Raw genomic sequence first — 21,039 nt, 5'->3', positions numbered from 1 at the left:
CTTGATGTAGACGCGCTCCTGATCGGGGCGGCGCGTCGCCTGGGCCGCTGGCGGTCTGAGCCGCTGAGGGTCCCACCGGCCATTGCGCCACTCACGTCCGGTGCGCTCGTTCACACCGACCGCCGCGGATGCTTCCTTGTTGGTGTATCCCGCCTTCACCAGCCGGAAGTATTCCGCCCGCTCAGCGTGGAGCTTCCTGCGCCCCTGCGCCGAGCGCACCTTGCGGACCTCAAAGTCCATCGCACCCCTTGAACTGGGGTGTTGCAACGACCACTAGAACCCAAGGTCCCGGGCGGAGGGGCTTCCTCGTGCTACGTACGCCTCGCCTCGTGCGACGGTGACTCGCTCGCGGCCCTGCGGGCCGGTTTACGGCTCGAACTTGTAGCCCAGGCCCCGGACCGTCACGAGGTAGCGGGGCGCGCCCGGGTCGGGCTCGATCTTGGCGCGCAGCCGCTTGACGTGGACGTCGAGCGTCTTGGTGTCCCCTACGTAGTCGGCGCCCCAGACGCGGTCGATGAGCTGCATGCGGGTCAGCACTCTGCCCGCGTTGCGCAGCAGCATCTCCAGCAGGTCGAACTCCTTCAGCGGGAGGTCCACCTTGCCGCCGCCCACGGTGACGACGTGACGGTCCACGTCCATGCGGACGGGCCCGGCCTCCAGGGCCGCCGGAGTGACCTCCTCCGGCTCGCCGCGGCGGCGCAGCACGGCCCGCACCCGCGCGACCAGCTCGCGCGAGGAGAAGGGCTTGGTCACATAGTCGTCGGCACCTATCTCAAGACCGACGACCTTGTCGATCTCGCTGTCCTTGGCGGTCACCATGATGACCGGGACGTTGGAGCGGCCGCGCAACTGGCGGCACACCTCCGTGCCGGGCAGCCCCGGCAGCATCAGGTCGAGCAGCACCAGATCGGCGCCGTTGCGTTCGAACTCATCCAGCCCCTCCGGCCCCGTGGACGCGATGGCGACCTCGAAGCCTTCCTTGCGGAGCATGTACGACAGTGCGTCGCTGAACGATTCCTCGTCCTCGACGACGAGCACTCGGGTCACGGGCGGACCTCCGGGGCAGAATCAGTGTCGCGAAGCGAATCAATTGACGTGTGGTGTCGGTCGACCGGTGGGCCGTCCTCGTACGGCCGCTCCTCGTCCTCGAAGACGGCCGGTTCCTGCAACGCGCCGGAGAGGCGGTCCCGGCCGCGCCGGTCCGCCTCTGCCCTCTCCCTCGCACTCGCCGCCTCCGGCAGTCTCAGGGTGAAGGTGGAGCCCTGTCCCTCGGCGCTCCATACGGTGACCTCCCCGCCGTGCGAGGCGGCCACGTGCTTGACGATGGCGAGGCCGAGGCCGGTGCCACCTGTGGCGCGGGAGCGCGCCGGATCGACGCGGTAGAAGCGCTCGAAGATCCGGTCCTTGTCCTTCTCCGAGATCCCGATGCCCTGGTCGGTCACCGCGATCTCGATCAGGTCTCCGCCGGGGGCCGCTATGCGGCGCCCGGCTATCCCGACCCGCGTGCGGGCCGGGGAGTAGTTGACGGCGTTCTCGACGAGGTTGCCGAGCGCCGCCGCGAGCTGGCCCCTGTTGCCCCACACGTGAAGCCCCTCGGTGCCGCCCGCTGCCAGGTTGATGTGCTTGCTGCTCGCGGTGTGCCGGCAGCGGTCTATGGCCTCGCCGACCAGCTCGTCCACGCGTACGGGCTCGGAGTCCTCCAGGGGGTCGTCGTTCTGCACCCGGGAGAGATCGATCAGCTCCTGGACGAGGCTGGTGAGACGGTTCGCCTCATTCTGCATCCGGCCCGCGAAGCGCTCGACGGCCTCCGGGTCCTCCGAGGCGTCCATGACGGCCTCGGAGAGGAGGGAGAGCGCGCCGACAGGGGTCTTCAGCTCGTGGCTCACGTTGGCGACGAAATCCCGTCGCACCGCTTCGATCCTGCGCGCCTCGGTCAGGTCCTCGACCAGCAGCAGCACCAGCCGGGAGCCGAGCGGGGCCACTCGCGCGGAGACCGCGAGGGCGTCGCCCCGTCCCGTGCCCCTGCGCGGCAGGTCCAGCTCGATCTGGCGTATCTCGCCGTCCCGCCGGGTGTCGCGTGCCATCTGGAGCATCGGCTCCACGGCGAGCTGCCCGCCGCGCACGAGCCCCAGCGCGTACGCCGCCGAGCTGGCCTTGACGACGGCGTCGCTCTCGTCCAGCACGACGGCGGAGGAGCGCAGCACCGACAGCACGGTGTCGACCCCCGGGGGGAGCACCGCATCGGTGTGCAGCGAGGTCCGCGTGGGGCGGGCCTGCTCGCGTTCGCTCCAGCGGAACGCCAGTACGGCGATGACGCCGGTGCAGAGACCGGCGATCGCTGCCGCTGCGGCGACCGCCGCGTTCACGTCCATGCGTCCAGGTTATGCGCCCGTCGTGACAGTCCCCCAGACCTATTGGTCCCAGCTCGAACACTCGTCCCCCAGAATTCACCGTCAGGTCGGTGCTGGTTCACTCTGTACGCGGGCCCGGCGCCCCTTGGGAGAGCGGGTCGGGGGCGGGGCGGGGGCGGAGCGGGGCACTCCGGGCGCTTCGTCCCGTGCCGTACCGGTACGGGCCCGGAGGGGACGCGGTACGGGCGCGTCGAGTGATCATGGCGAAGGGGCACCGTCTCTCAGAGTTCACCTCGGTGACGGTGGCGGTTCACTCCGGAGGGCGGATCCGGACGCATTTCGGACGGAGCGTGGGAGCGTGGAGAGGCTCGTGCTCTTCGACGGGAGCGCCGACGGAGCGCCCCGGAGCCTTTCGGAAACGACCCATGCGAGGGAAGGACAGTCATGCGGGACGCGTACCACGAGGAGCTGGACTCGATCAGCGACAGCCTGGTCGAGATGGCCCGGCTCGTAGGTTCCGCTATCGGCCGCGCCACCACGGCGATGCTGGACGCGGACCTCAAGCTCGCCGAGAGCGTCATCGCGGCGGACGAGAAGGTCGACGACCTCCAGCGCGGTCTGGAGACCCGCGCCATACAGTTGCTGGCCCGCCAGCAGCCGGTCGCCACCGACCTGCGGATCGTCGTGACCTCGCTGCGGATGAGCGCCGATCTGGAGCGCTCGGGGGACCTGGCCCAGCACGTGGCCAAGGTGGCACGGCTGCGCTTCCCCGAGTCCGCCGTGCCCCGTGACCTCCAGGCGACCCTGCTGGAGATGGGGCAGCTCGCGCAGCGGCTGATGGCGAAGGCCGCCGAGGTCATCATCACCAAGGACGTCGATCTGGCCATGCAGCTGGAGCAGGACGACGACGCGATGGACGACCTCCACCGCACGCTCTTCCAGCACCTGATGGACGACCGCTGGAAGCACGGCATCGAGACGGCGGTGGACGTCACCCTGCTCGGCCGCTACTACGAGCGCTTCGCCGACCACGCGGTCTCCGTCGCGCGCCGCGTCGTCTACCTGGTCACGGGCGACTACGCCGACGAGATCGACCCGGCCGCTGCGGCGAACGACGGCACGGCCCCCGTCGAGGGCGCCTGAGCGCCGCGCGGCCCGCGTGCCGCCCCGGCGGGGCGGCACGTGCAACCACGCGCCCTCGATGCGCCCGCTCCGGCGGACGGTGCAATGGGCAGGAGGCGGGCGAAGCTCACGCCTTTCCTTGCCGAGGAGGGAACTCATGGCTGACTCCCCCGACACCCGTACGTCCACCGAGCACATCGAGGAGGGCCGCAGGTCGCTGCCCCTGCTGGGGGCCTGCGGCTGCGGCCCCGGCTGCGGATGCGGCTGCCAGTCCGGCGGCCCGTGCCAGTGCGGTGGCTGCTGCGGCTGACGCGCTGTCGTCCCTGGTGCCCATGTGACGGCACCGGCACCGGTGCTGAGGGCCCTGTCCGGTTCGATGGGACGGGGCCCTCAGCGCTGCCCGGAGTCCCCTTCGGGGCCGGGGTCGGCGTCGGGAGCGGGAGGGGGCGCGGGAGCGGGCCAGGGGAGGCGGGCGCGGAGGCGGAAGGAGCCGTCCGCGCTGCCGTGGTCCAGCGCGCCGCCGTCCAGCGTGACGCGCTCGCGCAGCCCCGTGAGCCCCGCGCCCGCGCCGGGAATCCCGGCGGGCCGCAGCCCCGGCGGCAGCGGGTTGACCACGGTGACCACGAGATCCCCGCCGGGCCCGCCCTCGAGGGTGACGGTGACGGCGGCGCCCGGAGCGTGCTTGCGCGCGTTGGTGAGGCCCTCCTGCACGACGCGGTAGACGGTGCGCTCGTGCTGGGCGCGCAGCGTCTTCGCCGGGTCGGGCGCGAGGGCGCGGCGCAGGGTGACGGACTGTCCCGCCGCGCGGGCCTCCTCGGCCAGCTCGGCGAGGTCGGCGAGCGTCGGCTGCGGGGCCGAGGGCGCGTCCTGGCCGCCGCTCTCGTCGGCGCGCAGCACGTGCAGCACCTCGCGCAGCTCTTCGAGCGCGTGGTGCGCGTTGTCGCGGATGACCTGGGCGCTCTCGCGCACCTCGGCGTCGCCGAGCGCGGGGCCGCCGCCCGCGGCCGACTGCTCCGTACGGTAGGCCAGCGCCCCCGCGTGCACCGACAGCAGCGAGATGCGGTGGGCCAGCACGTCGTGCATCTCGCGCGCGATGGCCTCGCGCTCCGCGCGGCGGGTGTCGGCGAGCCTGCGCGCGTGCTCGCGGCGCTCGCGCTCGGCGTCGGCGCGCAGCCGTACGACGAGCTGGCGGCGGGCCCGGATGGCGGCGCCCCAGGCGAAGAAGACCAGGTAGAAGGCGAGCACGAAGGTGGCGCTGGACCAGCCGCCCTCGTACGGGACCGAGTAGACCAGCACGTACGGCGCCGACGCCGCGATGTACAGCCCCAGCACCAGCAGCGCCCGCCGCCAGGGGACCCGCAGACCGAGGTTGAGGACGACGGTCATCAGCGCGCCGAAGGCGGTGTTGCTGACGGCACCTGCGGGGACCAGCACCAGCGCGACGGCCAGCGGCCAGCGCCGGCGCGCCCACAGCGCGAGGCAGGCGAAGGCGCCCAGCACGGCGTCGGCGGCGGAGAGCCAGCCGGGCAGAAAGCGGGCCTCGGCGTCGTGGTTGTAGTCCAGCATCAGCCACCACAGGACCACCGCACCGGCGAAGAGCACGGCGTCGACGGCCCAGTCGCGCGGGGTGCGGTGGATCGGGTGGACGCGGTGGGCTGGGTGGACGCGGTGGGCTGGGCGGGTGCCGTCCGCGCGGGTCGCGCCGCCGGGGTCCGGGGGCTGACCGCTCGCGAGCGCCGCTGCCAGCTCGCCGGGGAGGAGGGCCCAGCGCGGGAGCGGGGCGTCGTCCGCCTCGGGGGCGGGGGCGAGGGCGGGAGCGGGAGCGGGAGCGGGAGCGTCGGCGGGTGCCGGTCCCGCACGGTCCCGGCTCCGTCGGGCGCCGTCGCCGCCCTGCGCGCCTGGTGCGTCGGTCACGCTTCGAGCGTAAGCAGGGCGGGGACGGTGCGCCTCGTGATCGTGATCGTGATCGGACGTTCAGCGCTCGGGGAGAGGACCGGGGAGAGGGCGGGGCCCTATGCGGCTCCCCAGTCGTTGCGTCGCCGCTCGTCCTCTTCGCGCTGCTGCCGGTCGTCGTCGGTGTCGTCGTCGTCCGGACCGTGTGCGAGAGCCGTGCTGGTCGCGGTCGCGCGCATGGTGCCTCCTGCCGTCGGGTTCCTCCGCGAACGAGCCACGGTAGGGAAGCGGACGGCCCGTCCGGTAGGGCGCGAACAAGCCCCCTGTCCGCGGGGTGGCCGCGGACAGGGGGCTCGGTCGTCGGGCGTCGTGTCCCCGGAGGGGGCTCACACAGGGCTAAGGTCGCGGTGGGATTCGGCCTCCGGGTCCGGGGGTGTCGTCATCTCGACCTTGAGGACCAGTCCCAGTGCCTCGGCAAGCCGCTCCAGCGTGGTCAGCGTGGGCTGAGTGCCGCCGTGTTCGAAGCGAGCGATGCTGGACTGGGTCATCCCCGTCTCGCGCCCAAGCTCCGCCTGTGACCATCCGAGCTCTTCGCGGCGTCGCCGAACCACTTCAGCGAGCTCGAAGCGCAACCGGGTCAGCTCGTACGCTTCACGCACGGTCGGCCGGTTGAAACGTTCGCCGGATTTCAGGTCGCTCAGCGTACGTCGTTCTGGAGCGCTCACGATGTCTCCTCGCCATCCACGGTGTGGCCTGCCTCGACGCATACCCGCATCGCGCGCTTGGCCGCCCCACCTCGGCCTGCTCACGCTGACGCGTTTTGCGGAACACGGTGAGCATGATGATGCGACGCTCACCGGTGACGAAATAGGTGATCCGCACCCGTTGTCCGCCACAGTAGAACCGCAGCTCGCGAAATTTTCCCTCCAACTGGCTCGTATAGGGAAAGCCGAGTTCGACACCCCACTCTTCCAGTAGATCCAGGTGAAAGAGCGCCTGGGCCCATTCTTCGTCGGACAGGTCATGAATCCATTGATCCACTTCGGGCTCTAGCTCAACCGTACCCCATGCCATAGCGTTGATGCTATACGTGCTGGTCAGGTGGTGCTTGCCAAAGACCGAGCCCCCTGTTCGCGGGGTGGCCGCGGGCAGGGGGCTCGGTCGTCGGGGTGTGGGGGCCGGGGCGTGGTTACTTCTTGCCCTGGGACTGATAGCCGCAACGGCGGTCCTGCACGAATGCCGTCTCACCTGCTACGGAGCAACGGGAGGTGGGTTATTGAGGGGGGTCGTTGGTGGTTGTTGGTCCCCCTCGGACGGCCCAGAGACGGCCCAGTGCTGAGCATCGACAGCTTCGCGGCGAGCCAGTTCCACCACATCTGACCAGGGCTTCCCATGCCCGGGGCCGCCTTGGGGGACGCCTGGGGAAAGTGGCTCCCCGCGTGCGCGGGGAACCACTCCGCAAGCCGGACCGCCGAACGCCTCCCACTGTTCAGGCGTCTGTGATGCTGTACCCCTCCAGGAACGCGGTCCAGGCGCCGACGCCGAACGCGATCCTGGGGCGACCGTGATCGGTGGAGTCCCGCACCTCGACGCCGTGCGGGACCGTGCGCGCCTCCAGGCACGCGCTCTCCTCCTCGTTGCAGTACGAGCTAACGACCCACGGGCTTGTTGGCATGAATGCCTCCGAGCAAACTTTTAGCTGGCAGAGAGGGACCACCCCGCGTGCGCGGGGACCACGGCGGGTGGTGTAGCTCATCGCGCGTCACCGCCGGACCACCCCCGCGTGCGCGGGGACCACTCTGAGCGCGAACAGCGGGCCAGAGGCGACCGGGGACCACCCCCGCGTGCGCGGGGACCACTTCTGTGCTGAGTTCTTCCCCTTGCTCGCCTTGGGACCACCCCCGCGTGCGCGGGGCCCACCCTTTCTGACCTGGCACGCTACTCGCGGAATGAGCCATTCAGCATCACTTTCCCAACCAGGCGGGCTGAGAACGCGCAGGGCTGATGGGCACGTTCGCTCATGAGTCACCCGCCGTGGTGATGGCCTGCTGGCGGACGCCGCGTAGGACGGTGAGCGCTTCCTCGAACGCCTCCCCGGTTGCGGCCGAGCGGCGACGGGCTAGCCACTCCAGATCACGGCTGGAGGCGATGTACGTGGGCGCGTGCTGAGCGCAGGCGAGCACGTCCCGCACCCGGCCCTTCTCCTGCGGCACCTTCGGGATGACCTCTACATCCGGCCCGTACCTGCCGCAGGTGCGGCACGGGCCCAGTGGATACCGGGGCGTCGTCTCACCGCTCATCGCCGCGCGCCTTGCGGTCGGGGCAGCGGGGGGAGCCGCAGAGACACAGCGGGTACCTGTTGCTGATGAGCGGGGCACCCGGTGTCGTATCCACTGCGGGCAGCTCCGTGTGAACCCCGGTCACCGCGTTGATCCGGTACACCCGCAGCCTCAGACCCGAATGACGGGGTGCTTCATCCGTTCGGCGGGTCCGGCTAGAGTCGGTCACGGCGTCAGCTCCTCAAGCTGGTGTCCGCGCCCCGAAGCCGTTCGCCCGGCTGTCGGGGCTTCTTCGTGTCCGCAGCGTAGACCTACTTGTATCGCACTGTCTCGACTCGTATCGATACGTATCTCAAAGTGCTGCGCCGTATGGGCCTGCATAGCGTCATGACCATGGCCGCAGACCCGAACGCGGAGATTGACCACGAAGGACCGGTGACCCCGTACCGGCAGCTCGCCGAGATCCTGCGTGCCCGCATCGCGCGCGGCGACTGGGCAGAGGGGCGACCGATCCCCTCGGAGACCCGACTGGTTCAGGAGTACGGCTTGGCCCGGTCCACGGTCCGGCGCGCCATCGCGCTACTGGCCGAGGACGGCGCGGTATGGACCGTGCAGGGACGCGGCACCTACGTCGGCCAGCCACCCGCCGACACCTGAGCGGCCCACCGGCCCCTCGTCTACGACGCCACCAGGCGGCTCGTGAACCCCTCCTCGCGCAGCCGGTCGTAAGCGCCCATCACGTCGTCGGGCACCGGCAGGGCGACCATGAACCCCTGCTCGGGGTAGATCAGCAAGCGCTGGAGCGCGCCGACCAGCATGTCAATGACCAGCCGCGCATCCCCGATCGAGTCGACGTAATCCGTGAGCGTCATCGGGGTGGACGCGCTCACGATCTCGACGTCCGGCCACAGTTTGCGGGCCGTGGCGTACGCCCGTCGCTCCTCGTAGGGCTTGCTGACCAGCAGCACCGACTTCACGTCGACGCCCTGTTCTTCGAGCACGGCCCGGCTGAAGCGGATGTTCTCGCCCGTGTTGCGGGCGTTCGGCTCGACGAGCACGGCGGAGTCCGGGACGCCCAGCTCAAGGGCGCGCTCCCGGTAGTGGACCGCTTCACCGCGCGGCATGCGCTCCCGCGTCGTGGGGCTCGTCGAGCCCGTGAAGAGGATGAGCGGCGCCATGCCGCGCCGATAGAGACCGACCGTCGTATCGGCTACGCCCAGGTCGTGGCTGCCCAGGCCGACCGCGACCGAGCACGGGCGCGGTTCGTGGTGCATCTGGTGGTAGTCCCAGATGGTCTGAGCGTCTTCCCATGCTCGTGCTGAGATCACTTCGCCTTCCCGCTTCCCACGAGGCGCAGCGCCTCGGTGGCCTCGTCGTCCGGGAGCTGCTCGGCCCATGCCATGAACGCGGCCTGGACCTGTGCGAGATCAGTCGCGCCGAGCGCTCCCGCGAGCTGTTCCCATGTCGCTCCGTGCCGCAGCCCCTCGAACAGCAGACGCTGCTCCTGGTCGTCGAGGACGCGGCGGATCACGGTGCCGAGGGCGAGTGCGGCGAGCACGTCCGTGGCGTCGGCATCGCTCGCGTCCTGGCCGAGAACACGTGCGGTGTGGTGCTCGCGCCGGGGCGCCAGTTGCCACAGGTCGGTGGTGGGGACGTCGTTGGGGGTCGTGATGACCGCAGTGTCGATCGGCTGCGGCTTTCCTTCACTCGGCACGAGGGCTTCCTTTCTCAGGGGTCTGGTCGTTGGCGGAGTCGGGGACCTTGAAGTCGTACGCCCAGGCGAAGCGGGACGCCGCGTGCACGCCGATGGCGAACTCGACCAGCGTTCCGTCAGCCGTGTACGTGCTCCGGTGCAGCTCTACGACGGGTTCGCCCGCTGGCAGCAGGAGCAGCTTCACCTCGTCCGGGGTCGGGGTGCGGGCGAACAGCTCTTCTCGCATGTGGTCGATCTCGTACCCGGCGTCGTACAGCACCCGGTAACCGCCACCGCGACCGGCCGGGCCCGGGGTCGGGTCCACGAGGCGTGTTCCCTCGACGTGTTCTGGTCGGTAGTAGCTGGTGAGGGAATGCGTCGGCTGCTCGCCTTCCTTCACGAGCCGAGCCCGCGCGTACACCTCGGAGCCAGGCGGCAGGCCGTGAGCTTCCGCGACGACCGGCGGTGCCTCGACGAGGCTGACCGTCTGCGTCTGCTCGCCACGGCGGTATGTGCGACCTGACGCGACACGGTCCGCGATGAACGCGACCTCGTCGCCGTCGCGCCACTTCGCCTTGTCGTACCGCTCGATGCTCAGCCGCTTGAGCGGAGTCTGCGGCCGTACGACGGTGCCATGCCCGCGCGACGACGTGACCAGCCCTTCGGCCTCCAGGGCCTTGTAAGCAGCGTGGACCGTCGCCTTGGAGCCTTCCCCGGCCTCGACAAGGTCCCGGATGTACGGCAACTGCTCGCCGGGGGCGAACTCGCCGTTCCGGATCTGTAGGGCCAAGCGGTCCGCCAGCTCTCGCCATTTGGGCGCCATGCAGAACTCCTCTCGACGACCTCCAGTGAAACATAGTCCTAGGACTGTTGACAGTCCTAGGACTACTGATGCATGGTCGTCTCAGTCGCCGCGCAGTCCTAGGACTGCAAAGGCGGTCGCCATGGGTGGCCCTCTTCGGGCTGCCTGGCGCCGTGCGCGACGAGGGGCCCGGGACAGAGCGGGCCGAGGGACCCGGACCCCTGGTCAACCGGAGGGCTTAGGCCGAAAGGCCACGTCTCCATACGCCTGAAACGGGAGCGCGCTCCCGAAGGAGACACCGCATGAACTCTGACCGCTTCGCAGCGCACAGCGCTGCGGACTGTTATTTCCCCCGCCCGTCCGGCACAGCCGTACGGGCGGGGCCCACCCTTCAACGGCGCGCGGCCCCGGTGCTGGAACACCGGGGCCGCTGTAGGGCCGTCCTGTCTGAGAGGACACACCCGTGAATCACATCGTGACTGTTCAGGAGGCTGTTACGGCCTTCGCTCCGTGGCGTGAGCCCACGGCGGCTGAGCTGGATGCCATCGAGGCGGAGATGCCCGTCATCAACGCCGAGGTCGAGCTGCTGGACGCACAGATCATCACCATGAACCGCACGTCGTCCGAGCTGGACGCGCGGCGTCTGCGCCGCGCCTTCCACAAGGTGCTGGACGCCCGCGCTGCCGCTGCCAATCTGGCGGGGACGGGGGATGCGGCATGACCCGCGAGGACGCGCTGACGGCCGCGCACGCCGAAGTGAAGGCGGAGATCACCCGCACCGACAGCAAGACCGCGTTGCTGCTGGCGTTCGTCGGCGCCGTGCTGGCCGGGGCCTGGACGGTGGCCAAGGACGCGCCCCTGAACGCTGCCGCTGTGGTGGTGGGCGGGCTGGGGATGGGTCTGCTGGTCGCGGCGGCCGGTCTGTTGCTGCGCTCGGTCCGCCCCAACCTGGCCGGACGGCACGGCTTCCCACTGTGGGCCACCCTCACCGCTGAGGAGATCACCGCCACCGCCACCGGCCGGGACCTGGCGGCCGACGTCGCCGGACTCTCCCGCCTCGCCGTGGCCAAGTACCGGGGCCTGCGGCGCGCGGTAGATCTCACCTGCGTGGGCGGGGCCCTGCTGGTTCTGGCTGCCCTGCTCACCCTCGGGGGTGCGGCGTGAGGGCCTGGGCGCGCCGGATGCGCGCGACGACCATGCTGCCCGCCGTCGCCATGACGGCCGTCTCCATGGTCCTGACCCTGGCCGTGGTCGTGATGTGGCTCGGTTCGGCCGTGCCCGAGCCGGTGGCCCTGGTCGTCGGTCTGGGCATCGACGGGGGATGGCTGGCCACCCTCGCCTACGAACGCCGACTTGCCGCGCAGGGCGATCACAACCGCACTGTGACCGGTATCGGCTGGGCCTTCGGGCTCGGGGCGACCGGCGTGCTGGTGACCCACGCGCTCACCGGTGAGGAGTCCGCCGCGTGGCTGGCTGTGGCCTGGCTGCCGCTCGCGGCCAAGGCGTTGTGGGTGGTGCACAGCCTGTGGGAGCGCACCGCGCTCACCCCGGACGCGCTGGAGGCGATCCAGGGCATCCAGCAGGAAGCCCGGGACGAGGCGGCCGTGGCTCGCGCCCGGCTGCGTGCCGAGGCGGGCACGGAAGAGACGCGGCTTGCGGCGGTGACGGAGGCGGGGGCACGCGTCGCCGACGTCCAGGCCAAGACCGCCGAAACCCTCTCCCAAGCGTGGGCCACCCTGGAGAAGGCACGGAAGGGTGAGGGCACGGGCAGGGCGCTGACCAGCGTGACGGCTCCCGTCACGCCCGGAGTCACACCCCGCTGGGAACTCCCCATCTGGGGCCCCACTCAGCCCGTTCCCGCCCTGGAGGCGGCCCCCGCGCTCACGGATGAGGCGCTGGACGCGCTGGTCGTCCAGATCCGGGACAGCGAGGTTCCACCGCTGTCTTACCGGGAGACGGCAAGCCGCTTCCGTGCCGCCGGTCACGCCGCCTCCGAGGTCCGTCTGCGGGCCGCCTGGAAGCGCGTCACCACAGCCGCCCCGGACGGCCCCCACGTCGGCTCGGAGGGACGGTCATGACGCGCTGCCCCGCCGCCCATCCCGACGACCCGGACCCCTGCCGTGGCCCGGTGACGGTCACCGTCCAGGACGCGCAGGGCTCCGGCCTTGCGGGCTGCGGGCATCACGCGGCCCGGCTGCTCGCGTCGCTGGAGGGCGGCACGGTCTACCCGCTGCCCGACGCCCCTTCGGGCGCTGCGATCCGGGTCCACCAGGCCGCTGACGGCATCCGCCCCTTCCCCTGGAACACCACCACGCCGCGCGTGCGGGCTGACCAGCTCAGCCGTGCGGAAGCCCGCACCGCGCGCCCCCTGGCCAGCGCTTCGGCATTCCCCTCCCGGAGGTTCCCGTGAACGTTCCCGCGCATCGGCATGAGGCCGGGTGCGGCTGCTACGACCGTCCGCAGCCGCCTGCCTGTACTCACCCCCACCATCCCGTGCCCGCGCCCTCCGGCGGGGGTGCGGCGAAGTGGATCGGTATCGGGGTCGGCGGCGGCTTCCTGGCCGTCGCCCTGTCGGTGTCCATGGTCGCGTTCGCGATCGGCGCCGTCTCGCTGACGGTCTGCGTCGTCGTTCTGCGGTCCGTGTGGGCCGACTTCACCAAGGAGCACTGACCCATGGCTGACCGCCTCTACACCCGCACCGAGAAGCTGACCCGCGCCCGCCTGCTGGCCAAGGGAGCCAAGCGGTCGGCGGGCGACATCAGCCGTATCGAGCGGCAGCTCGACGCGATCGACCGCCGCGCCGAGGACCGCGCCCGTCGTGAGGCTGAGGCCCACTCGGCGGCGTTGAAGGCCGCGCGCGACGCGGTGGCGACTGCGACGGTCGCGGAGCGCACCGCCCCTCGCGGCCCCGAGCGTGCTCAGGCCCGCGAGAAGCGCAAGGCCGCTGAGAAGCATCTGCGCTCTGTGGAACGCGCCCGCAGGTAGATCCGCCCCGCGACGGCCGCCCTTGGCCTGCCAGCTTCGTCGGCCGTCGCGGGCCCCTGCACCACCCGAAAGCAGACAGGAGAGACCCAGCATGCCCGAACCCGAAGCCACCCCGCAGCAGGACCAGCGGGAGCCTGCGATGGGCACCGTGCACCACCTCGACGACCACCGCCCCACACCGGCCGCGCCGACAGTGAGTCTGGTCAAGCCCGCGCCCGATCCCGCTCCGGGTTCTGCGCCGGGTGAGGATTCGGCCGGCACCGGGGGCGAGGTGTCGGTGGTGGAGGCGGTGGACCGTCCGGACAACCCGTTGGCGGACTGGCTGACCGTTCCCGACGCACCCGTGCTTCCTGCCTGGGCGCGCTCGCGTGCCTCTATCCAGGCGAACGTGACGGCGTTTGTGCGGCTGTCGTGGTGGCACACCCGCTACCACGGCGTACGCACCCCCAAGTACCTGCTCAAAGCGGTGCTGCTGGCCGCGCGCGGCCTGTTCCGGGCCTGCGCGGGCATCTGGCCCACCCTGTCCGCGCAGGACCACACCGCCACCGTCAAGGCGCTGCGGGCGCAGTCCCGGGCGCGGCCGGAGGATGTGGAGCTGGCCGCCCGCCACCAGGCCGCGCACGCCGTCCGCACCCAGACGCGGCGGTGGCGCTTCGGTATCGCCGCCACCGGCGTGGCCGCCGCCGCGACGGGCCTCTACCTGGCCGACCCGCTGTTGCAGACCGGTGTTGCGGCGGCTGTCGGCGTGCCGCTGGCCTACCTGGGGCGGGGGGAGGAGACGCGGCTGCTGGACCAAGCGGCGCCGCCGCTGCGGGTGGACATGTCCGCCACCCAGCTCAACGACGCCCTGCGCGCCGCAGGACTCCTCAAGGCGGGCAAGGGCGACGACGACGGGCCCAAGGTCACCTGTGTGATGGGCCCGGTTCGTGATGGCAAGGGCTGGGCGGTGGTCTTCGACCTTCCGCGCGGCGGCGGCAAGACCGCCTCCGATGTTCTGGCCAAGCGGGAAGTCCTCGCCCAGGAACTCGGGGTGGACGAGATCCAGGTCATCATGTCCCGCGTCCGCGCCGCGAAGGGCGGCAACGCAGGCCGGGTCTCGATGTGGGTCGCGGACGATGACCCCTACCTTGCCGACTCGACGCCGTCCCCGCTCGCGCGGATGGAGCGCTTCTCCATCTGGGACCCGATCCCCTTCGGCCAGGACGCACGCGGCAACCGCGTCGATGTCCCGGTGGTGTGGCAGTCGATGTTCTTCGGCGGCCTGCCACGCCGGGGGAAGACGTTCACGCAGCGCCTGATGACGGCGGCCGGGCTGCTGGACCCGTGGGTGTGCCACTACGTGGCCGACTTCAAGGGCGGGCAGGACTGGATGGGCATGCGCCACGTCGCCCACCGCCTCGTGCTGGGCGCGGAACAGGACGCCATCGAGGCGTTCAAGGCCATGCTCAAGGAGCTGCTGGCGGAGATGGAACGGCGCTTCGCGCTCTTCCGGGGCCTGCCCACCTCCATCTGTCCTGAGGGCAAGCTCACCCCGCAGATCATCGAGAAGTACCGGCTGCCGTTCATCTTCCTGACCGTCGATGAGCTGCAAGAAGCCTTCCTGACCATGGACGACAGGGAGCGGGAAGAGGTCGTGGACGACTTGGGGCGGATCGCGCGGCGCGGACCGGCTGCCGGGTTCATCTCCAACTACGCGAGCCAGCGCCCGGACGCGAAGTCGGTGCCGACGAAGCTGCGGGAGATCATCACCATCCGGTGCTGCACCCAGGTCACCGACAAGACCAGCTCCGACATGGTCCTCGGCTCGGGCAAGGCCGCCACGGGTGCGGATGCCTCGCTGCTGTCAGAGGACCACACGGGTGTGACGGTGCTGGTCACCGGGCCCGCCTCCTACGCCACGGTCAAGAACGACCTGCTGACCACGACCGAGTTCAACGCGCTGTGTCTCAAGGGCCGCGCGCTGCGCGAGCCGCTGGGGCAGATCAGCGGCGACGCGGCCGGAGACGTGACGGCCAAGGCTGACCAGGCCGGGTTCGTCATCGCCCCGGTCCTCTCGGACTGCCTGGACGCCATGCGGCACTCGGACCGCATGCACACCGCCGACCTGCTGAACCGTCTGGTCAACGCCGACGAGGACCGCTACGGCGACTGGGACGCGGACAAGCTCGCCGCCGAACTGGAAACCGCGGGAGTCGAGCGCACCAGCAAGCAGGTCAAGATCTCCGGCGTCAACCGCGCCGGATGGCGCCGCTCCGACCTCGAAGCCGCCGTCCCCGAGGAACTGCTGCTCGCCGCCCGCCAGAGCACCCCGGCACAGCCGGTAGAGGGCACCCCCGCTACCTGACCCCCTACCCCGCACCCCCACGCCCGGGGTCTACCGCATCCCGTCGCGTAGCGGGGGACCACTACCCCGGCAGACCCCCCGGTAGAGGCCCCCTGACCTGCGAAGTAGCACCCCGTAGAGGGGGCATAGCGGCCCCCGCCACACCCCCTCACAACCCCTGTTTCACACACGAGGGCGGCCCCCGTCTCGCCAAAGTCCGGGGCCGCCCTGTCCTCCCATCTCCAGCAAGAGACTTAGGAGGTCTCCAGCATGACCCAACTCACCGACAGTCCGCGAGCGCGGAACAGGCCGTGCCTGAGCACCGCGCTGACACTCGCGGCCTCCGGTGTCCCTGTGCTGCCCCTGCGGGCCGGGAAGGTGCCGTTCGGCAACTGCCGCGCGTGCGCCAACAACGCGTGTGGCGGACGGCCGAACATGAAGACCGCAGGCCCCTGCCACTGCCCCGGCGTCTGCCACGGGTGGGCCGCTGCCACGATCGACCCGGACGTCATCGACTCCGGCCCCTGGCGGCACGCGTGGGGGCAGGCGGCGGCCGTCGCCTACCACCCGGGCGGGGCCGGGCTGACCGTCGTGGACCTCGACAACGCAGAAGCCGTCGCCTGGGCCCGCACCACCCTGCCCACGACCCGCACCGTGCCGACGACGCGGGGTGAGCACTGGATCTACCGGGGCGCCATGCGGTCGGTGAACGCGGTGAGGCCGGGCGTGGACCTCAAGTCCACGATGGCCTACGCCCGCTGGCTCGGTCCCGGTACCGGCACCCTCGCGAACCTGCCGGAAGCGGTGCACGCGCTGGCCGTGAAGGAACCCGCCACGGCCCGGCCCATGCCGTGCGCCGTAAGCGTGCCCGCCGGGGGTGGGGGCGGGGTGTGCCGTCACCGCACCCCCGCCTACCTGGAACGCGGCATCACGATGGCCGAAGCGCGCATCAGCGAGGCCCGCAGCGCGATCCACGCGACCGTGTACCGCACCTTCCTCGCCGTGCTGGCCACGCACGGGCGGTGCGGCTGCCTCACCGACACCCACGTCTCCCGGTTGTTCACGGCCGCGCAGGCCAAGGGGGAGACGGCCCGGCACTGCACCGACGCGTGGACCAACGCCCGCACCGCCCTGGGGATGTGAGCCATGTCCGAGGACGAGAAGACCCCGGCCCGCGAGGTCATCACCGACTACGCCCAAGCCCACTTCCGCTACTTCCGCACCGCCGACGGCACTGTCTACGCGCAGAAGAACGGCCACCCCGTGGCCCGCCCCATCCGCTCCCAAGGGACCACCGGCAGCCACCGCCAGGAACTCATGGTCGGACTCTTCCGCGACGGCATCGGCGTGTTCAACGGCACCGCGCTCAAGGAGGCACTGGACCTGATCGAAGCACTCGCCCTGACCGAGGACACCCAGCCCGTGCACATCCGCGTCGCCCCCGGCTTCGACGGCGCAACCTGGCTGGACCTGGGACGGGCCGACGGACAGTCCGTGCGCATCCACCCCACCGGGTGGGACATCACCACCCCTGACCCGCAAGAGGTGTGCTGGCGCCGCACCCAGCTCACCGGCGAGTTGCCCCTGCCCGCCAGGGACACCGACGGCAAGGGCATCGACCTACTACTCAGGCTGTGCAACTTCGCCACCGCAGAGACCGAATGCCTGGCCCTCGCCTGGCTCGTCGGCTGCCTGGGCCCCTCCGTGCCCGTCCCCGCCCCCTTCCTCACCGGCCCCCAGGGCGCGGGCAAGTCCACCGGGGGCAGGATGCTCGTGCGGATCATCGAGGGCATGAGCGGCGACCTGCGCCGCGCCCCCAAGGACGAGGAGAACCTGATCGCGGCCGTGGCGGCCGGGTGGGTCACCGCGCTGGACAACCTCTCGCACATGACCCCGGACCTCTCGGACGCGATGTGCTGCATCGTCACCGGAGCGGAGAACGTCAAGCGGGCCCTGTTCACCGACGGGGACGTCGTGCGTGCCCGCTACCGCCGCCCCCTGCTGCTGACCGGCATCGACGTCGGCGTCATCCGCCCCGACCTCGCGGAGCGGCTGTTGCCGCTCCGGTTGGAGCGGCCCGGCGTGCGGCGCACCGAGGCGGAGCTGTGGACCGAGTTCGAAGAGGTGCTGCCCGTCATCCTCGGGTCCCTGCTGGACCTGACGGTGAAGGTCCGCGCGGCCCTGGCCGAGACCCCGACCGATCTGCGGATGGCGGACTTCGCGCACCTGTGCGCGCAGCTCGACGCCGCGACCGGCTTCGGCGCGCTCACCGCCTACCGCACCAGCCTGGACGACCTCAACGACGACGTCATCGAGGGCGACCTGCTGGCGCAGACGGTGTTGCAGCACGCCGCCAGCATCGAACCGGGCACGGCGCAGCGGATGACCTCCACCGAGTGGCTGCACCACCTCAGCCGCCTCTACGCGGGCGAGGAGTGCCGTCCCCTGCCCAAGGGCTGGCCCACCACCGGCAAAGTCCTCTCCGATCGGCTCAAGCGCCTCCAGCCCACCCTCGCCGCCCGGGGCGTCCTCATCGACTCCGGCCGCACCAAGGAGGGCCGCTACCTGGAGATGACCCGACAAGCACCCACACCCCCGCAAGAACAGGCCGAGGCGTTCTGACCGGCGCCGGTCGCCGGGAACACGCAAGAGGAGCACCACGGGCCACGCGCCCGGGTGCTCCTCTTGCTGTTCGGCGCGACAGCGCCGCACAAAGGACGCGCCGCGCAGCGGCTCCTTCTCCACGCCCTGAGCGGCACCACACCACAACAGACACCCCCTCTTTTTCCTAAGAGAGGGAATGCTGCGTCACCTGCGTCACCGCAGGGCGGAAAACGGCCCCTGGCCTGCGGTGACAGCGGTGACGCAGACGGCTAACGGCTGCGTCATCCTGCGTCACCCGCGTCACCGATGACGAACCCGTGCGTCACCAGGTGACGCACCACGAAACCTCTGCGTCACTCAAACCCGCAGGTCAGAGGCGCAGATGACGCAGATGACGCGGTGACGCAGAAATCCCCACCTCGGACACACACGGCCTCCCGGGGCGCCCCCGGAGCTGACAGCGGCCTGACTCGACTTCAGAGGACCCCATGAGCCGGACCCGTTCTGCTCAACCCGACCCCCGCGCCACCCTCCGCAGTGGCCTGCCCGACCGCTACCTCACCCCCGACGACATCGCCGAGATCTTCGACGTACCACTCGAAACCGTCTACCAGTGGCGGAAGAAACGCACTGGACCGCCCGGCTTCCGCATCGGCAAGCACGTGCGCTACGACCCCGCCGACGTACAGACGTACGTCACCCAGCAGAAGGGCGTCGGCCTGGCCGCCGCCTAGAAAACACCACGTCATCCCAGGGGAGGGCCCTACCAGGGCTCTCCCCTGCTTCATGCCCAGAGGAGCCCTCAGCGCATGGCAGGTCACATCCAAGACCGCTGGTACAAGACCGAGGACGGCCCCGACGGCAAGCCCCGTCGCGTGAAGAGCGACCGCTACGGCACCGGCAAGCGCTACCGCGCCCGCTACGTCGGCCCCGACGGCACCGAGAAGTCCCAGAGCTTCCCAGACGGCCAGAAGCGCCGCGCTGAGCAGTGGCTGTCCAAGATTGAGACGGACATGGCCAGCGGCCAGTACATCGACCCGAAGGCGGGACGGAAGACCTTCCGGCAGTACACAGAGCAGTGGCTCAAGGATCACGGGGGCGACGAGAACACGGGTTTCTCCATGGAATCGCAGCTCAGGCTGCACGCCTACCCGTACATCGGCTCACGCCCGCTGGACTCGTTCCGCCCGGAGCACATCCGGACCTGGCTCAAGCAGCTCAAGGCGGCCGGGGTCGTCGGCTCCTACGCGAGGGTCATCTACTCGAACGTCCGCAGCGTCCTGAGCGCTGCCGTGGATGACCGCATGCTGACTTCCAACCCGTGTTCTGCCCGGTCGGTCAAGGCGCCCGAGGTCGATCCGAAGCGCGTCGTGCCCTGGCTCGCTGAGCGGGTGTTCGCGGTGCGGGACGCGCTTCCCGAGCGGTACAGGGCGGCCGTGGATCTAGGGGCGGGCTGCGGACTCCGGCAGGGCGAGATCTTCGGCATAGCGGTGGACGCGATCGACTTCGACACGGACACGGTGCACGTCGTGGAACAGCTCAAGCTCAGCCGCAGCAAGGCCGTGTTCGCACCGCCCAAGCGCGGCAAGCTGCGTGACGTGCCCCTGCCTGGCCCGATCGCGGACGTCCTGCGGGCCCACATGAAGCAGTTCCCGCCCGTGGAGATCACGCTTCCGTGGAAGACCGTGACTGGGCCGCGCGTGACGAGGCGGCTCGTGTTCACGGCGCCGCTGGGCAACCACATCTGGCGGAACCAGTTCAACAGCGACACGTGGAAGCCCGCGCTGGCCGCCGCTGGCGTCATCCCGACGCCGGGCCCCGGCGAGAAGTACGCGTCCGCTCGCGAGCACGGCATGCACGCGCTGAGGCACTTCTACGCCTCCGTGCTCCTGGACGCGGGGGAGAACGTCAAGGCTCTTGCCGAGTACCTTGGCCACTCCGACCCGGGCCTGACGCTCCGGGTGTACGCGCACCTCATGCCCACGAGCCAGCAGCGCACCCGGAAGGCCGTGGCCGCGCTCTACGGCGCGCTCTGACGGCCCACAGACGGCCCACCGACAGAATCACGGCCCCCACCCGCAGCGAAACCGCAGGTGGGGGCCGTGATCGCGGCTACGTGTTACTTCTTGCCCTGGTTCTTGACCGCCTCGATGGCCGCCTTGGCGGCGTCCGGGTCGAGGTAGGTGCCGCCCTTCTTGACGGGGTGGAAGTCCGCGTCCAGCTCGTAGGCCAGCGGGATGCCCGTGGGGATGTTGAGGCCCGCGATGTCCTCGTCCGAGACGCCGTCCAGGTGCTTGACCAGGGCGCGCAGGGAGTTGCCGTGGGCGGCGATCAGGACGGTGCGGCCCGCGAGGAGGTCAGGGATGACGCCGTCGTACCAGTACGGCAGCATCCGCGTGACGACGTCCTTCAGGCACTCCGTGCGGGGGCGCAGCTCGCTGGGGATGCCCGCGTAGCGCGGGTCGTCGCTCTGGGAGAACTCGGAGCCGTCCTCGATCTCGGGCGGCGGGGTGTCGTACGAGCGGCGCCAGAGCATGAACTGCTCCTCGCCGAACTCGTCGCGGATCTGCGCCTTGTCCTTGCCCTGGAGCGCGCCGTAGTGCCGCTCGTTCAGCCGCCAGGAGCGGTGCACGGGGATCCAGTGGCGGTCCGCGGACTCCAGCGCGAGCTGGGCGGTGCGGATGGCGCGCTTCTGGACGGAGGTGTGCAGCACGTCGGGGAGCAGGCCGGCGTCCTTGAGCAGCTCACCGCCGCGGACCGCCTCCTTCTCGCCCTTCTCCGTGAGGTTGACGTCCACCCACCCGGTGAACAGGTTCTTCGCGTTCCACTCGCTCTCTCCGTGGCGGAGGAGGATCAGCTTGTACGGTGCGTCGGCCATGCCTCCGAGCGTACTGGGTGCGGTGCGCGGGCCAGGCCCCTCCACCCCCTCCCTCCGCTCATGGGTCGCGGGGGCACAGCGCGGGCCCGGACTGTGGTGTCCCGCCACA

The 21,039-nt window shown here is 70.8% G+C and carries 26 protein-coding genes; 14 read left to right on the top strand and 12 right to left on the bottom strand.

Annotated elements, in window-relative coordinates; all coding sequences use genetic code 11:
- From ACYVOO_RS17090 to ACYVOO_RS17080, 3 genes are all read right to left on the bottom strand, one after another.
- On the bottom strand, positions 1-240 hold a 240-nt coding region (locus ACYVOO_RS17090), incomplete at its 3' end, for a helix-turn-helix domain-containing protein (RefSeq protein ID WP_461016502.1).
- 126 nt (positions 241-366) lie between these two features.
- Entirely contained in the window at positions 367-1,047 is a 681-nt protein-coding gene (locus ACYVOO_RS17085; protein WP_453348938.1) for a response regulator, read from the bottom strand.
- Positions 1,044-2,372, bottom strand: coding sequence for a sensor histidine kinase (locus ACYVOO_RS17080; RefSeq protein WP_461016501.1), 1,329 nt, complete (start codon positions 2,370-2,372; stop codon positions 1,044-1,046). Before ACYVOO_RS17080 ends, ACYVOO_RS17085 begins: the two co-directional genes overlap by 4 nt.
- A 423-nt stretch (positions 2,373-2,795) precedes the next feature.
- On the opposite strand from ACYVOO_RS17080, the gene phoU reads away from it, so the two are divergent.
- Positions 2,796-3,494 carry a phosphate signaling complex protein PhoU gene (gene phoU, locus ACYVOO_RS17075; protein ID WP_453348940.1) on the top strand — a complete coding sequence of 233 codons (699 nt, stop codon included), beginning with the start codon at positions 2,796-2,798 and terminating at the stop codon, positions 3,492-3,494.
- A gap of 136 nt (positions 3,495-3,630) precedes the next feature.
- Positions 3,631-3,783, top strand: a complete 153-nt coding sequence (locus tag ACYVOO_RS17070; RefSeq protein ID WP_453348941.1) for a hypothetical protein — start codon at positions 3,631-3,633, stop codon at positions 3,781-3,783.
- An 80-nt stretch (positions 3,784-3,863) separates the two neighbouring features.
- Here ACYVOO_RS17070 and ACYVOO_RS17065 read toward each other — a convergent pair whose 3' ends face one another.
- The 5 genes from ACYVOO_RS17065 to ACYVOO_RS17045 form a co-directional block, all read right to left on the bottom strand.
- Entirely contained in the window at positions 3,864-5,387 is a 1,524-nt protein-coding gene (locus ACYVOO_RS17065; protein ID WP_461016500.1) for a sensor histidine kinase, read from the bottom strand.
- Positions 5,388-5,752: 365 nt separating this feature from the next.
- Entirely contained in the window at positions 5,753-6,133 is a 381-nt protein-coding gene (locus tag ACYVOO_RS17060; protein WP_461016499.1) for a helix-turn-helix domain-containing protein, read from the bottom strand.
- Positions 6,018-6,440: a type II toxin-antitoxin system RelE/ParE family toxin gene (locus tag ACYVOO_RS17055; RefSeq protein ID WP_461016498.1), complete on the bottom strand. Its 423-nt coding sequence runs from the start codon at positions 6,438-6,440 to the stop codon at positions 6,018-6,020. Before ACYVOO_RS17055 ends, ACYVOO_RS17060 begins: the two co-directional genes overlap by 116 nt.
- A gap of 415 nt (positions 6,441-6,855) precedes the next feature.
- Positions 6,856-7,041 carry a DUF397 domain-containing protein gene (locus ACYVOO_RS17050; RefSeq protein ID WP_461016497.1) on the bottom strand — a complete coding sequence of 62 codons (186 nt, stop codon included), beginning with the start codon at positions 7,039-7,041 and terminating at the stop codon, positions 6,856-6,858.
- A 343-nt stretch (positions 7,042-7,384) separates the two neighbouring features.
- Positions 7,385-7,666, bottom strand: a complete 282-nt coding sequence (locus ACYVOO_RS17045; RefSeq protein WP_461016496.1) for a hypothetical protein — start codon at positions 7,664-7,666, stop codon at positions 7,385-7,387.
- Between the two features lie 372 nt (positions 7,667-8,038).
- Between ACYVOO_RS17045 and ACYVOO_RS17040 the strand changes: the two genes are divergently transcribed.
- Positions 8,039-8,302, top strand: coding sequence for a GntR family transcriptional regulator (locus tag ACYVOO_RS17040; protein ID WP_461016495.1), 264 nt, complete (start codon positions 8,039-8,041; stop codon positions 8,300-8,302).
- Positions 8,303-8,322: 20 nt separating this feature from the next.
- On the opposite strand, the gene ACYVOO_RS17035 is transcribed toward ACYVOO_RS17040, so the two are convergent.
- The 3 genes from ACYVOO_RS17035 to ACYVOO_RS17025 are packed head-to-tail and all read right to left on the bottom strand — an operon-like array spanning position 8,323 to position 10,161.
- A complete protein-coding gene (locus ACYVOO_RS17035; RefSeq protein WP_461016494.1) occupies positions 8,323-8,973 on the bottom strand; it encodes a YdcF family protein in 651 nt (216 codons plus the stop codon).
- Positions 8,970-9,359, bottom strand: coding sequence for a hypothetical protein (locus ACYVOO_RS17030; protein WP_461016493.1), 390 nt, complete (start codon positions 9,357-9,359; stop codon positions 8,970-8,972). The genes ACYVOO_RS17035 and ACYVOO_RS17030 overlap by 4 nt, the downstream gene beginning before the upstream one ends.
- Positions 9,349-10,161 (bottom strand): GntR family transcriptional regulator, encoded by an 813-nt coding sequence (locus ACYVOO_RS17025; RefSeq protein WP_461016492.1) that lies wholly within the window; start codon positions 10,159-10,161, stop codon positions 9,349-9,351. Before ACYVOO_RS17025 ends, ACYVOO_RS17030 begins: the two co-directional genes overlap by 11 nt.
- A gap of 442 nt (positions 10,162-10,603) precedes the next feature.
- On the opposite strand from ACYVOO_RS17025, the gene ACYVOO_RS17020 reads away from it, so the two are divergent.
- The 11 genes from ACYVOO_RS17020 (at position 10,604) to ACYVOO_RS16970 (ending at position 20,088) form a co-directional block, all read left to right on the top strand.
- A complete protein-coding gene (locus tag ACYVOO_RS17020; protein WP_461016491.1) occupies positions 10,604-10,861 on the top strand; it encodes a DUF6284 family protein in 258 nt (85 codons plus the stop codon).
- Entirely contained in the window at positions 10,858-11,304 is a 447-nt protein-coding gene (locus tag ACYVOO_RS17015; protein ID WP_461016490.1) for a Pycsar system effector family protein, read from the top strand. The genes ACYVOO_RS17020 and ACYVOO_RS17015 overlap by 4 nt, the downstream gene beginning before the upstream one ends.
- A gap of 17 nt (positions 11,305-11,321) precedes the next feature.
- Entirely contained in the window at positions 11,322-12,218 is an 897-nt protein-coding gene (locus ACYVOO_RS17010) for a protein spdB (protein ID WP_461016489.1), read from the top strand.
- Complete coding sequence (locus tag ACYVOO_RS17005) at positions 12,215-12,550, top strand: hypothetical protein (RefSeq protein ID WP_461016488.1); 336 nt, start codon at positions 12,215-12,217, stop codon at positions 12,548-12,550. The genes ACYVOO_RS17010 and ACYVOO_RS17005 overlap by 4 nt, the downstream gene beginning before the upstream one ends.
- A gap of 83 nt (positions 12,551-12,633) precedes the next feature.
- Positions 12,634-12,810, top strand: coding sequence for a hypothetical protein (locus tag ACYVOO_RS17000; protein WP_461016487.1), 177 nt, complete (start codon positions 12,634-12,636; stop codon positions 12,808-12,810).
- A gap of 3 nt (positions 12,811-12,813) precedes the next feature.
- Positions 12,814-13,125: a hypothetical protein gene (locus ACYVOO_RS16995; RefSeq protein ID WP_461016486.1), complete on the top strand. Its 312-nt coding sequence runs from the start codon at positions 12,814-12,816 to the stop codon at positions 13,123-13,125.
- 91 nt (positions 13,126-13,216) lie between these two features.
- Positions 13,217-15,469 (top strand): FtsK/SpoIIIE domain-containing protein, encoded by a 2,253-nt coding sequence (locus ACYVOO_RS16990; RefSeq protein ID WP_461016485.1) that lies wholly within the window; start codon positions 13,217-13,219, stop codon positions 15,467-15,469.
- A 249-nt stretch (positions 15,470-15,718) separates the two neighbouring features.
- Positions 15,719-16,591: a bifunctional DNA primase/polymerase gene (locus ACYVOO_RS16985; RefSeq protein WP_461016484.1), complete on the top strand. Its 873-nt coding sequence runs from the start codon at positions 15,719-15,721 to the stop codon at positions 16,589-16,591.
- Positions 16,592-16,594: 3 nt separating this feature from the next.
- Complete coding sequence (locus ACYVOO_RS16980) at positions 16,595-18,070, top strand: ATP-binding protein (RefSeq protein ID WP_461016483.1); 1,476 nt, start codon at positions 16,595-16,597, stop codon at positions 18,068-18,070.
- 470 nt (positions 18,071-18,540) lie between these two features.
- Positions 18,541-18,786, top strand: coding sequence for a helix-turn-helix domain-containing protein (locus ACYVOO_RS16975; RefSeq protein WP_461016482.1), 246 nt, complete (start codon positions 18,541-18,543; stop codon positions 18,784-18,786).
- Between the two features lie 75 nt (positions 18,787-18,861).
- A complete protein-coding gene (locus ACYVOO_RS16970; protein ID WP_461016481.1) occupies positions 18,862-20,088 on the top strand; it encodes a tyrosine-type recombinase/integrase in 1,227 nt (408 codons plus the stop codon).
- An 83-nt stretch (positions 20,089-20,171) separates the two neighbouring features.
- Here the strand turns inward: ACYVOO_RS16970 and ACYVOO_RS16965 are convergent, their stop codons facing one another.
- Positions 20,172-20,930: a phosphoglyceromutase gene (locus ACYVOO_RS16965; protein ID WP_453348943.1), complete on the bottom strand. Its 759-nt coding sequence runs from the start codon at positions 20,928-20,930 to the stop codon at positions 20,172-20,174.
- Positions 20,931-21,039 lie beyond the last annotated feature (109 nt).

The organism is Streptomyces daliensis, from assembly GCF_054782395.1.
The sequence above is the reverse complement of the archived record's forward strand: the minus strand, read 5'-3'. Positions and strand labels throughout refer to the sequence as shown.